We start from the raw sequence: 12,882 nt of genomic DNA, 5'->3' as shown, positions 1-12,882 counted from the left end.
AAATGAAGAGATTGGTTCAGTGTGTTCCAAATTATAGTGAAGGAAAAGATTTAGAAAAGATAGAAAAAATAGCAGCACCTTTCAAAGGTAACAAAAATATAAAATTTATGGGATGTGAACCAGATGCTGATTACAATAGAACGGTTATAACTGTGATAGGAGATCCAGAAGATGTGGCAGCAGCAGTTATAGAATCAGTTGGAATAGCTGCAGAGCTTATAGATATGAATAAGCAAAAAGGAGAACATTTAAGAATGGGAGCAACAGATGTTATTCCTTTTATACCGATAAAAGATATGACAATGGATGAATGTGTAGAACTTTCAAAAATTGTTGGTAAAAAAATTTGGGAGAAATTTAAAGTTCCAGTATTTTTATATGAAGAATCTGCCACAGCACCAAATAGAGTTTCACTTCCATCTATTAGAAAAGGTGAATTTGAAGGAATGAAAGAGAAATTAAAGTTAGAGGAGTGGGAACCGGATTTTGGAGAGAGGGCTCCACATCCAACGGCGGGAGTTACCGCAGTAGGAGGAAGAATGCCTTTGATAGCTTTTAATATAAATTTAGATACGACGGATATAAATATCGCTAAAGAGATCTCTAAAGCTATAAGATTTTCAAGTGGTGGATTTAGATTTATCCAAGCAGGACCGGCAGAATTAAGAGAAAAAGGAATTGTTCAAGTGACAATGAATATAAAAGATTATAAGAAAAATCCTATTTATAGAGTGTTTGAAACTGTAAAGATGGAAGCTAAAAGATATGGAGTAAATGTGTTGGGAAGTGAAATAATAGGAGCTGTTCCAATGGAAGCATTATCAGATTCAATTGAATATTATTTAGGTTTGGATGGTTTTAAAGTAGATAAAATCATAGAGAATGAGTTACTAAAGTAAGAATTTTTATGAGGTGAGTTTATGAATGCAGATTTAATAATTTACAACATTGGGCAATTGGTGACAGGAAAAGAGATACCTATAAGAGATGGAGAAAGTTCGATGGAAAATATTGAGATTTTAGGAAATGGGTATGTAGCAATTTCTGGAAATGAGATAATGGAAGTTGGACAAGGGGAAGTACCGTCAAAATTGATAAAATTTACAACAAAGTTGATTGATGCAGAGGGATGTGTAGTCACACCCGGGTTAATAGATTCACATACTCACTTGGTACATGGAGGTTCTAGAGAAAATGAATTTTTAGATAAAGTTCAAGGTGTTCCGTATTTAGAAATATTAAAAAAAGGTGGAGGAATATTGAGTAGCGTAAAAGCTACTCGAGAGTCCAGTGAAGATGAGCTTCTCGATAAGGCAAAAAAATCGCTCAGAAAAATGTTATCTTTTGGTGTTACAACAGTGGAGTCGAAAAGTGGATATGGACTTGATAATGAAACAGAATTAAAACAACTTAGAGTCAATGAAAGATTAAACCATGAACAAGAGGTTGAAATAGTCTCAACATTTATGGGAGCCCATGCTTTGCCAGAGGAATACAAGGAGAAAAGGGAAGAATATATTGAAAAAATTATTGATTTACTTCCAATCATCAAAGAACGAAATTTAGCAGAATTTTTTGATGTTTTCTGTGAAGAGGGAGTTTTTTCAAATGATGAAAGTAGAAGACTGTATTCAGAAGCTGAAAAATATGGTTTTAAATTAAGAATTCATGCGGATGAGATAGTAAATACAAAGGGTGCTGAATTAGCAGTTGAATTTGAGATGAACTCTGCGGATCATTTGATGGCAATAAGTGATGATGGAATAGTTGCTCTTAAAAACAGTAAAACAATTGCAAATCTTTTACCCGGAACCTCATTTAGTTTGGGGAAGGAGTATGCTCCGGCAAGAAAAATGATAGACGAGGGAGTCCAAGTGGCACTATCTACTGATTATAATCCGGGGTCATGTCCAACAGAGAATTTGCAACTTATAATGCAAATTGCAGCTTTAAAATTGAAAATGAGACCTAAGGAAATTTTTAAAGCAGTGACTATAAATGCAGCAAAATCTATTGGACGAGAAAAAAGAATTGGTTCAATTGAAGAGGGAAAAAAGGCAGACCTTGTAATATTTGATGCGACAAATATAGATTATATTTTATATCATTTTGGTGTGAGTCATACAAAAAAAGTTTTTAAAAATGGATGTCTAGTTTATAAAAAGATGGGAGGTTAAAGATAGATGAAGTTAATAGATTTATCAGTTAAAGATTTTTTAAATATAGTTGATTCTAAAAGTCCTGCACCCGGGGGAGGGTCAGTATCAGCTCTCGTTTCGGCATTAGGTTGTACATTAGGAAGAATGGTTGGTCACTTAACTTTTGACAAAGTGAAGTATAAAGAGTTACCAGAGGTTGAAAAAACTATTTTTAAAAGTGCTTTTGAAGAAATCAACGATTATAGAAATATTTTAGAAGATTTAATAGATAGAGATACTGCAGTATATAATTTAGTTATGGCGGCGTATAAACTTCCTAAGGAGAGTGATGAAGAGAAAGCATCTAGAAAAATAAATATTGAAAAAAATTTAAAACTGGCAATAGAAGCTCCTTTGGAGATTTGTAAAATTTCAGAGAGGACTTTGAAGGCATTAAAGGTTATATTAAAATATGGAAATAAAAATGCAATTACAGATTTAGGAGTATCAGCACTGTTGCTTTACTCTGGAATAGAGGGTGGAATTTTAAACGTTAAAGTCAATCTGAAAAGTTTAGATGATGAGCGATTTAAGATGGAAACTATTAATCAATTAAATGAAATATTACTTGGTTCAAAAGAATTAAAAGAGGATATTTTAAATATAGTCAACAGTAGTTTATAATACATAAGGAGATACAATGATAAGAATAGCGATAGTGGGTACTAGTAAAATTTCAGATGAGTTTGCAAAAGCGATAGAAAAAGTTGAGGGTTGTGAGCTCAAGGTAATCTATTCAAGAGATTTAAAAAAAGGGTTAGAATTTGGTAAGCGATATGGAGTAGACGATATAGTTGTAGATTTTCAAGAGTTATGTAAAAAAGAAAATGTGGATATGGTCTATATAGCAAGCCCAAATTCGTTGCACTATGGGCAAACTTTGGAGTTATTAAAAAGCAAGAAGCACGTACTTTGTGAAAAGCCAATGGGAATTGATGAGGATGAAGTTGAAGAGATGTATAGAGTGGCTTATGAAAATAAAGTAACTTTAATGGAAGCTATGAAAAATACATTTTTACCAAACTTTAAATCTATTGAAAAAAATCTTTATAAAATAGGAAAGATAAGAGGCTTTATAGGAAGTTTTTGTCAATATTCGTCAAGGTATGATAATTTAAAAAAAGGGGAAGTGACAAATATTTTTAATCCTAAATTTGGAGGGGGAGCACATTTAGATATAGGTGTTTATCCATTGTATTTTGCACTGAGACTTTTTGGTATTCCAATGAATACTAAAGTGATAAATTATATTGTAGATAGTGGAGTTTCAGGTATTGGAAGTGCACTTTTAGAGTATAAAAATATGGCTGGAGTAATAGTTTATTCAAAGATAACAAACAGTTATATAGGAAGTGAAATTCAAGGAGAAAATGGATCAATTTTAATAGATAGTATCTCTAATATTCAAGATGTAAAGATACATTATAGAGACGGAAAAATTGAAAATATAAGTGTGTCTCAGGAAGAAAATAGTATGATTTATGAATTAGAAGAGTTTATAAATCTTATACGAAATAGAAAATTTGAATCAGAGATAAATACTAAGGAGATATCGAAAGCAGTAATAAGAATATTGACACAAAAATAGAGGAGAATTACTCTCCTCTATTTTTTATTTTATTTATGAAACTTTACTCCGATATTTCAATGGTTGCCTGACCAGTAGTATTGAAAATCGCAGATATAGAGTCATCAGTCAAATTTAACCCCACAATTTTAAAGGTATTGATAGTAGATTTTAAATTTACATTTTTTTCAAGTTCAATATTTTCAACCTTTGTCTGTAGATAATTTTGGGCTAATTTCATTTCATTTGCTGGATCAAAAGATAGATAGTTATTTTTTATTAGGTTGAGTATTTTATTTTTGAAAAAATAATTTCCTATTTTAAGTATAAGGCTATTAGTTTCCAATGTGTAATTAAAATTATCCCCACTTAAAACTCCTGTTTCGTTATTAAAGATAGGTTTAACATCAGCTTTTATAGTTCCACTTGGGTGTAAGAAGCCAAAAATAGATAGAGTGAAATCACCAGTGGCGTGTAAAGTGGAATCTTTTGAAGAAATATTTATGTTTTTTATATTTGAAGATATAGCAGATGTTAAGTTAATATCTTTATTGGCTATATTTGTATTTATAATCTCATTTAAACTCTTGTATGAGCTTGAAATTGGTAAAACAATATTGAAAGAATCATTTACAAAACCAAAGTTCATACTAGGGAGCGTTGTAAGGTTCAGTGCTGGGGGTTTTTCACCAAAATATAGATGAAAATCTACATCACTACCTACTTTGATACCTAAGTTATTATCAGTAGTAACTAAGTTAGAGTATCTTCCAGACTTTGGATTGACTGTCAGCCAAAGTTTATACTCAGGATTAATTAATATAGGTTCTTTGAATTGTAACCAATACTTTTCAACGAGTGCTCTCAAATCAAAAGCTTGAATTTTTGAATCAAGCTCTTTTGTAGCTACTCTTAATTTTGAAACGATACTTTTTTCTAGACTATCTCCTATATTTATATCAGTTTTTAGATTTAGACCATAAATATTTAAAGCTAATGGTAAATTATTATTAGATATATTTAAAAAAGGTGTACTGTTGGCATTTATTTGCCAATTAGGAGATATACTGACGATACTTGAAATTCCAGCAGTACCATTCAGTGCAATTTCTGTGCTTTGGCTTTCCCTACTCCAGCTTGCTTTGAAATTTCCATTTATATTAGTAGTAGCTTTAACTTCCTGCTCTTGAGCTGAAAAATTAATAGGAGAACGATTTATTTTATAAGCCCAAAGAAAGGACTCCGAAAATTGAGAGAATTTTTTATCTACACTCCCAAGAATATCAAGACCAAATCCCAGTAAGTTATTTTTATTTCCATTAAAAATTTGACTTCCAGAACCCGAATCTTCAATTGTGTATGGTAATTGATTATTTATAATATTTTCAATGAGATTTTTTTTCACCATAATATCTACATCTATTTTAGACGTAGGTATGTCATCTGAATAAGCATAATTTCCTAGAAGGAAAGATAGAGCCAAAAGTGAAAGATATTTATTATGTTTCATTGAAACCTCCTATATTTTATAATTGCACTACCTATGTGTTTTTATTTTTGGAAAGTATTTTGTATGTAGAAGTTCGTGAGCTTTTCGGCTTAAAGGATAATCTAAATACTTTTCATAAATAGCCAGAACTTGTGGATTTTCATGAGATCTTCTGTATTCAGAAGCCACGTCGATACTGTTAAGACCTTGTGCTCTTTTCTCAAGAGTTTCCTGTTTTTTAATAGCTTTAGGCTGTCCACCTCCACCGACGCAACCACCTTTACAAGCCATTATTTCAATAGCATGATAGAACTCTTCTCCACTTCTAATTTTATCTAGCATTTTCTTAGCTTCTTCAAGCCCGTGAGCAATACCAATTCTTAATTCAATATGTCCAATTGTTAAGTCACAGCTTCTAAATCCATCCCAACCTCTTAGAGCTTCAAACTCAATATTGTCAATTCTTTCACCTGTAATCATTTCAATAGTAGACCTAGTAGCAGCTTCAATAACTCCACCGGTTCTACCAAAAATAATACCTGCTCCAGAATACTCTCCTAACGGATTATCGAACTCCTCCTCTTCAACTGTATTTAAATCGATTTCAGTTTCCTTTAAAATCTTTATCAGCTCTCTTGTTGTAATAACGTAATCGGTATCATAATTATCTCCTCTTGAGAACTCCTCTCTTGAGGCTTCATATTTTTTAGCTAAACATGGCATAATAGCAACAGTTGTAATTTCATCTCTTTTATATCCTTTTTCTTTAGCCCAAATATCTTTAGCGATTGTAGAGAAAATTTGCATAGGAGATTTAACCGTTGAAGGAACGTCAAGCATATCGGGATAGCTTTGTTCAATAAATTTAACCCAAGCAGGGCAACAAGATGTAAGTATTGGTAGTCTAACTTTGTCATCTCCCTTAAAAAAAGCCTCTAATCTTTGTTGGAACTCAGTAGCTTCTTCCATTATAGTCAGGTCCGCTGCCCAAGTAGTATCAAAAACATAGTCTACTCCTAGCATTCTAAGTGCTCCATTTATTTTCTTTTCAATATTAACTCCTGCTTCAAATCCGAAAGCCTCACCTAGAGCAACTCTAACAGCTGGTGCCATCTGAGTGATAACGATTTTTCCAGGTGTAGATAGGTCTCTAAGGAACTTTAAACTATTATCTCCCTCATTGATTGCATTCACAGGACAGGCGGCAACACACTGACCACAGTGAGTACACTTTTCTATATCAATACGGTGTCTTTCTTTTACTTTTCCTTCGATACAATGAACGGGGCAAACTCGAGCGCAAGCAGTACACCCAATACATTTACTTGTGATTCTAAATTTAACTAGTTGAGGACACTCTCCAGTATAACATCTATGCTCTTCAATATGTTCTTCAAACTCATGATAGAAAGCATCAAGTGCCTCTTCAATTAGATTATGTTTTTGTTGTGTAGTTTCTTTTATATTTTTAGAGAGTTGTCTTAAAAGATAAAGATCTCTCATATTTCCTTTACCTTTAGAAATTCTATCCAAAACTCTCCAAGATCTCTCTATTTCAAATTTAGCAATAAGATATTCTCTATATTCACCTTTTGATAATTTTCCTAAAATAAACTCAATATAATATTTAGCGAACTGAACGATACAACTTTCGTTAGATAAAATAATTAATGCTTTAGGATGCTCTGAATCGAAAAAATAATCGAAGTCAACAACTTCATTCAGTGATTCTTTAGTGGCAAATCCACCGAAAGGTAATCCAAATTGAGCCGCTTTAAAATCTTTTCCATTTTTCATTCCGCCTGCAATATCTAGGATATCTCTTAGGGTAGCATTTTCAGGAATCTCATAGATACCAGGGTTGTTAACTTTTCCAGAAATTGTGATTAGTCTGTTTTCTCCTACAAGCCCCCCCATAAGGTCGCTTTCGATAAAGAAAGAACCTAAAGTTGTTCTAAGTAAGTTTTGCTTCTTGTTCATAAATTCTCCTTTTATTTTTGTAGTTTTTTATTATATTCTTATATAAAATTAATTTCCTTTTTTCTAGGCTATTAGAAATATCTGCTGAATTATTGAGTAATTGATCAATTATCTCTTGGTAAGCAGTTAAATCAAAAGTTTTTCTATATACTAAAAATTTGAAGACTGGAATACTTTTTAAATACATTGGAAAAAATAACTTATTATCAAAATTAAATTTGAATTTAATAAAAATATCTAAAAATTTTAATTGAAGCTCTTTAGATAGTTTCATAGTGTATAAACAGTAAAAGGGAACTAACTCTTTACCTTTAATAAAGGTATTTAGGTTACCACCCAAATGCAGTATCATTTCAAAGAGTACAGGATCAGATTTTATTAGAAGTGCTCTGTGTAGAGCGGTCAATTTATCTTTTTTATCAAAGCTATTTATATTTTTATTTAGAATAATTTCATCTAACTCTGCAACTTTTTCTTGAAAGTTTGGAAGCTCTTTAAAGTGATCTTCTAAAATTCCACAACGAGCCAGTCTTATACCAGAAGCATTATTTAAGGTTTGATAAAATATTAGTGCTTCATTGAACCTTTTCATTTTTAAAAGTAAGTCTCCTACGAAACTTGAATCTTTTCTTTCTTTATAAAGTTGAATGATTTTTTGGAGTTCTTTTTGAGTGTATTTATTTTCCGAGATTCCCTTTTTAATCCCTTCTTTAATCTCTTTATCTTTGTACGCTATTCCAAAAGTACGATTACATTCGGCAGCACTAAAGAACAGAGCATTTTCAATAGCTGTATCAATTATTAATTTTCTATAAAAAACCTCTTTACTTTTTAATGCTTTGTTTGAGAGCTTAGTAGTTGCATTTTTAAAATTGAGTTCGGATATATCACTTTCAAGCTCTCTCTCCAAAATCCATGTTGGCTCTCCAGCTTTTTCAAAGGCATATTGTGCTTCACTTAATTGCTCCAGTTTATAAAGCTTAATTCCCTCTTTTAACCAACTTTCGCGTTCTTTAAGGGTATTATCTGTATTTTTTATTATATTGATATTGTTGTTTGGGGTTAAGAAGTTATGGAGCTCCTTTAGAACTTTATTATTTTCGATATTGGATTCCATAATGATTAGATTTTCTTGTGCTCTTGTAATTCCAACATAAAAAATATTGAAATATTTTCTATATTTTTGGTCATGTTTAGTAGCTTTAGAAAAAATCTTTTCCCATTGGAGTTTATATGTAGATGACAAGTTATAACAGATTATATTGTTATATTCCAGTCCTTTAATCTCTTGAATAGAAAAAACCCTATGTTTATTTTGAAGCTGCTCGAGAAGGTCCGCTTTAGTTTTATTATCAGGAACAACGATAGCAGTATTCGCATCATTTTGTGCTTTTTCAAGTAGAGAAAAATTAACTCCTGTTAGGTTGACTTCCCCATCTTTTTGAATGGAAATCTCTTTGTAATCGTCATTTCCTAAATTTCCAATGTATGAACTTCTAAGTTTTGCGAAATAATTTGCTAAATCTACAATTTTTTTACAACTTCTATAGTTTTTAGAAAGAATTTTTATATTGACTTTTTTGTTGTATTTAGAATAAAAAAGATTTTTCATTCTTTCAAAATTAAAGAAAGTAGCATTTATCATTTGGTGAATATCTCCAGCTAAAAATAGATTTTCTTTATTTTTAACAAGAGAGGTTAAGGTAAAAATCTGTAATTCAGTTAAATCTTGAATTTCATCTATTATAATGAAATCAAATTGTATATTTTTTTTCAAAAGTTTTAAAGAGAGGTCATTTAAATCAAAAAGATTATTGTTTTTTAGCCATTGATTATACTTTTTACAGACTTCATAAAAAAATATACGACTTTCTCTATCTAATGTTGAATACTTAGAACTCAAATTCAAATAGTCTTCTAAAGAGATGGAGTGTCGGGTTAAATCTCTATTCCAATTATCGGCATTTCCTTTGATCATCAGACCTTTGATGATACCATTTATTTCGGAATATATCTCTTCAATAGAAAGATTAAACTTTTTTCTATTGGGATAAGAAAAAATGAAAAATTCTTTAAATTTGTTAAATTCAACAATTTGTTTTGAAGAGATTTGTAAGTTTTGACATATAAACTCTTTTAAAGTAAAAAACTTAGCAATCTCTTTGCACTCTTTTCTAAATTCAAGATATTGTTCGAAGGAGTTGTCTTTTAAATATTTATTGGATGTCAGGTATAAAATTTTAGATATATTATAAAATTTGTAGTTTTCCTCCAAATTTAAAAGTTTTCTCAAAGTTATTGTACTTTTACCACTTCCAGCACTCCCAGCGATAAAGTGAGGTGGGAAATCCACAAGGCATGAATATTGTTCATCATTTAAATAGTAGTATTTATACTTTTTATTATAAAAGTTTTCTATAAAATGTGAATCCTCAATAATCTCATAGGTGATTAAATTATTATAGTTAAAGAAATTTTCATCAATAGATACTATATTGTTCTCTTGGTCAAAAATTACAAACTCTTTCAAAGAACTTTCACTGATCTCTTTACGTTTGGCTTTTTTCACAGCCATATCATGTGAAGAGTACATCAGGAAAATAAGGTTTCCTTGAGAATCTTCTCTTGAAAAGCTATTGAAAAGAAAAAAGATACGGTCACCGCTATCAACTCTAAACTCATAAAGAGAATTACTCCCCACAATTTTTTTTATCCAAAACCCCTTGGGAAGCTTACTGGATAAAATTTTATAGTTCTTGATTATTTTATAAAAGAAATAGAGTTTATTGAGAACTTTTTCATTTTTTTCAGTGGGAATATCTTTAAAAAAGTAATCAGTAATTAAAAATTTCATAGTTATACTCCAAAAATTTGACTTAGTTAAATATTATATCATTTCAGTTAAATTTTCAAGAAGTTTAGAAGTTAAAAGAAAAAAGAGTCTAGATTTAACCAGACTCTAATCATTTTGTAATACTTTTTTTACTCAGTAAGTTACAACCACCTTTATATTCAGGAAAATAATATCTAACTAAAGAAGCAATAAAGTACTTATTTATATTATTTTTCTTAATAAAAGTTTTGAAACTTTTATTAAGATTTATCTTACTTATCAATTCTGGAATAGATACGTTTCCATCATTATCATTAGAGGCAACGAGTTCTTTAAAAAGCTCAATCTCGTGCTTTGACATTTGAACAAAGTTTATTAATCCTATAAAAGATCTATCAAAACTTATAATCTTATTTGAGTTGTCGATAGCATTATTTAAAGAAACGTTGGAATAATTAAGCTTTTCTTGAATATAGTTTTTTTCTAAAATTTTTCCTTCGGTTTCAATAAATTTTTCTAATTCATCCACTCTGTTAAAGCCTTGTTCTCCAATTGTTAGAACTCTACTGTTACCATTTGTACTCAAATTTAGTTCCTGAGCAAAATGGTACTTAAATAGTGAATAAAAAACATGATCAGAGTAAATTCCAATACTATTTAGTATAGTTTCTAGGTTTTTATAAACAGCAATACTGTCAATATAATTTTCATTAAATGAAAGAATAATATCTTTCAGATTCAAAAACTCTTCGACATTGTATTTTATTTTATTTATATGGATATAAGTTCTAGAATCAGTCATTATAATACCGTCTATTCTTGAAAGTAGACCTTCCAATCTACGTGCCAAGTAAATAGCGGTGTTATCATTCATATTTTTGATTTCGTCGGAATAAAGATTATAGTCTAATCGAGAATTAATATCCTCAATAATCAGTTTAATTGTATTTTCATCTACTCTTAGGGGGTGAGAAACTAATTTGACAAAATAAAGTTCTAAAATATCTTTATATCCACTATTTTGAACATAATATTTGCCATGCTTCTCATAACCTAATTTTGTTATGATTTTTTCAATTTCATCTTGAGTAATCCATTTAAAACTTTTAAAACTACTTCTAATTGTTTTGACATTATCTGTGGTTAAAATATTAGTAAATTCTAATGAGTAGAAAATTTTAAAGAAACGCTCTCTTCTATCGAAAAGAAATAAATCCAAGAAATCTATATAGAAAGGTCTTGAAAAAATCTCATTTCTTTTTAAAAAACTAACTAAAAAACGATAATCTGCACCAAAAAGTTCATACATCTCATCTAAAGATATTTCATCTTTGAAGTCAGCTTCAATTTTCAATGCGATATTTAGATTTGTATTTTTAAATATATTTGCAATAATTTGCTTCAATTTTATTTCAATTTGTCGAGTTCGTTCACGACTGATATTTCTTAGAGTGCCAATCTCCTCTAAAGTTTTATTATTTTCAAGCCTATCAACTAAAAGTTGAATGTCATCTCGAGAAAGAGTAGTTTTAATTTTTTTCAAAGTTTCTTCCAAAGGAAGAGTGGTAGTACATATTTCGTAGATTCTTTCCAATTCATTGTTAGATAGTTGCATAGAATCGATATCTTTTTGGTTATAGTTTAAAAATTCTCCAACAGTAATCCCTTCGATATGTTTGATATTAAAAATTATCTTGTCTAGACGACAATCAACAATTTTTTTAAAAGTTTTTTGTTTTGAAAATCTTTCGACAATCTCAGATAGATCGTTTTTTATATCTGCAATCCTTCCAGGACCAACCCCAGGTACTTTGGAGTATTGAGTTAGTAATTCCTCATCTATTTCAGATAGGTAAATTACATTATTTTCCTGACAAAAATTTAAAAATTTTAATTTTTTTTCATCTGGATAAATAAATCTATCAATTCTAAGGTAGTTGCACCATAATTTATATGTACTCATCAAAATTTCCTCCCCAAAACTCTACGCCTAATATAGAAACTAGGTAAAAGCTATTATATTTTTCTTTCGGCATTATATGATTCATATTTTTGTTTAAAAGTGTTTATATCCTCTTGAGAAAATCCAAACTCAGTGAGAGATTGAAAATCAAAAGAATCTAAATCAGCCATAAACTCAATATTTTGTTCAGATAAAATGTTTAAAAATTTCCTAGATTTTTGATAAATTTTAGTTATTTTATCGCCTTTTATCAAGAAAGTTTTTACATCCCAATCAATAATTCCATTCTTATAATCTAAAAATTTTTGAAGTCCCTCTTGTACATAACGCTCATCTTTTAAAAGAGTCGAAAACATCTCTTCCTCAATTTCTTGTAAATATTTAATGCCAGCTTCTAAAAGCTTTTCTCTGATACTTACAAATTTATTAGCTGAATAAAAATGGTGCAAATCAACTAAAAAAGAGTATTTCCACTGCTCTCTTGGAATAATTCTACTCAATTTAATGAAGTTCTCCTTTAATATTCTATTTTCTTCTTGTAGATTTCTAAGATTTTTTTCCATAAGTTGCCATTGCTTAGAATAGTCAGTATTTGGCTTAGATTGCAAAGAAGAGTAATTATTAATAAGAACTTCTTTCTCCTCCAATTCTTTCTGAAGATTTTGTAACTTTTTATTTAAAGTTAGATTGATTTTTTCGAGTTCCTTGATGTCCTTATTGTTAAAAAGTTTAAATAAAAAACTCATAGCTCTCCCCCTTATAGATTGATACTTTATTTATATTATAGATATTATACTAACTGATATCATTATAATTCATTTTAATCAAAAATTCAATTTAAAATATAGTAAT

General features: G+C 29.8%; 9 protein-coding genes. 4 read left to right on the top strand and 5 right to left on the bottom strand.

Annotated features, from left to right (window positions below):
• The first annotated feature begins 2 nt into the window (after window positions 1-2).
• The 4 genes from ftcD to ACWI69_RS05055 are packed head-to-tail and all read left to right on the top strand — an operon-like array spanning window position 3 to window position 3,786.
• Complete coding sequence (gene ftcD / locus ACWI69_RS05070) at window positions 3-899, top strand: glutamate formimidoyltransferase (RefSeq protein ID WP_448820766.1); 897 nt, start codon at window positions 3-5, stop codon at window positions 897-899.
• A gap of 21 nt (window positions 900-920) precedes the next feature.
• On the top strand, window positions 921-2,177 hold the full coding sequence (gene hutI / locus ACWI69_RS05065) for an imidazolonepropionase (protein ID WP_448820765.1): 1,257 nt from the start codon (window positions 921-923) through the stop codon (window positions 2,175-2,177).
• Window positions 2,178-2,183: 6 nt separating this feature from the next.
• Window positions 2,184-2,822: a cyclodeaminase/cyclohydrolase family protein gene (locus tag ACWI69_RS05060; protein ID WP_448820764.1), complete on the top strand. Its 639-nt coding sequence runs from the start codon at window positions 2,184-2,186 to the stop codon at window positions 2,820-2,822.
• 16 nt (window positions 2,823-2,838) lie between these two features.
• Entirely contained in the window at window positions 2,839-3,786 is a 948-nt protein-coding gene (locus ACWI69_RS05055) for a Gfo/Idh/MocA family protein (protein ID WP_448820763.1), read from the top strand.
• Window positions 3,787-3,829: 43 nt separating this feature from the next.
• Here ACWI69_RS05055 and ACWI69_RS05050 read toward each other — a convergent pair whose 3' ends face one another.
• From ACWI69_RS05050 to ACWI69_RS05030, 5 genes are all read right to left on the bottom strand, one after another.
• Window positions 3,830-5,275 (bottom strand): DUF4403 family protein, encoded by a 1,446-nt coding sequence (locus ACWI69_RS05050; protein ID WP_448820762.1) that lies wholly within the window; start codon window positions 5,273-5,275, stop codon window positions 3,830-3,832.
• A gap of 27 nt (window positions 5,276-5,302) precedes the next feature.
• Window positions 5,303-7,234 carry a [FeFe] hydrogenase, group A gene (locus ACWI69_RS05045; RefSeq protein ID WP_448820761.1) on the bottom strand — a complete coding sequence of 644 codons (1,932 nt, stop codon included), beginning with the start codon at window positions 7,232-7,234 and terminating at the stop codon, window positions 5,303-5,305.
• The gene (locus ACWI69_RS05040) at window positions 7,209-10,088 is read right to left on the bottom strand and encodes a UvrD-helicase domain-containing protein (protein ID WP_448820760.1); all 2,880 of its coding nucleotides are present in this window, start codon (window positions 10,086-10,088) and stop codon (window positions 7,209-7,211) included. Before ACWI69_RS05040 ends, ACWI69_RS05045 begins: the two co-directional genes overlap by 26 nt.
• Window positions 10,089-10,197: 109 nt before the next feature.
• Window positions 10,198-12,030 carry a hypothetical protein gene (locus tag ACWI69_RS05035; RefSeq protein ID WP_448820759.1) on the bottom strand — a complete coding sequence of 611 codons (1,833 nt, stop codon included), beginning with the start codon at window positions 12,028-12,030 and terminating at the stop codon, window positions 10,198-10,200.
• A gap of 53 nt (window positions 12,031-12,083) precedes the next feature.
• Complete coding sequence (locus ACWI69_RS05030) at window positions 12,084-12,776, bottom strand: hypothetical protein (RefSeq protein WP_448820758.1); 693 nt, start codon at window positions 12,774-12,776, stop codon at window positions 12,084-12,086.
• Window positions 12,777-12,882 lie beyond the last annotated feature (106 nt).

It is taken from the genome of Cetobacterium sp. (assembly GCF_977044495.1).
The sequence above is the reverse complement of the archived record's forward strand: the minus strand, read 5'-3'. Positions and strand labels throughout refer to the sequence as shown.

Bases quoted from the DNA above. Each gene is read 5' to 3' on its own strand.
- ftcD (WP_448820766.1), top strand. From the start codon at position 3: ATGAAGAGATTGGTTCAGTGTGTTCCAAATTATAGTGAAGGAAAAGAT.
- hutI (WP_448820765.1), top strand. From the start codon at position 921: ATGAATGCAGATTTAATAATTTACAACATTGGGCAATTGGTGACAGGA.
- ACWI69_RS05060 (WP_448820764.1), top strand. From the start codon at position 2,184: ATGAAGTTAATAGATTTATCAGTTAAAGATTTTTTAAATATAGTTGAT.
- ACWI69_RS05055 (WP_448820763.1), top strand. From the start codon at position 2,839: ATGATAAGAATAGCGATAGTGGGTACTAGTAAAATTTCAGATGAGTTT.
- ACWI69_RS05050 (WP_448820762.1), bottom strand. From the start codon at position 5,275: ATGAAACATAATAAATATCTTTCACTTTTGGCTCTATCTTTCCTTCTA.
- ACWI69_RS05045 (WP_448820761.1), bottom strand. From the start codon at position 7,234: ATGAACAAGAAGCAAAACTTACTTAGAACAACTTTAGGTTCTTTCTTT.
- ACWI69_RS05040 (WP_448820760.1), bottom strand. From the start codon at position 10,088: ATGAAATTTTTAATTACTGATTACTTTTTTAAAGATATTCCCACTGAA.
- ACWI69_RS05035 (WP_448820759.1), bottom strand. From the start codon at position 12,030: ATGAGTACATATAAATTATGGTGCAACTACCTTAGAATTGATAGATTT.
- ACWI69_RS05030 (WP_448820758.1), bottom strand. From the start codon at position 12,776: ATGAGTTTTTTATTTAAACTTTTTAACAATAAGGACATCAAGGAACTC.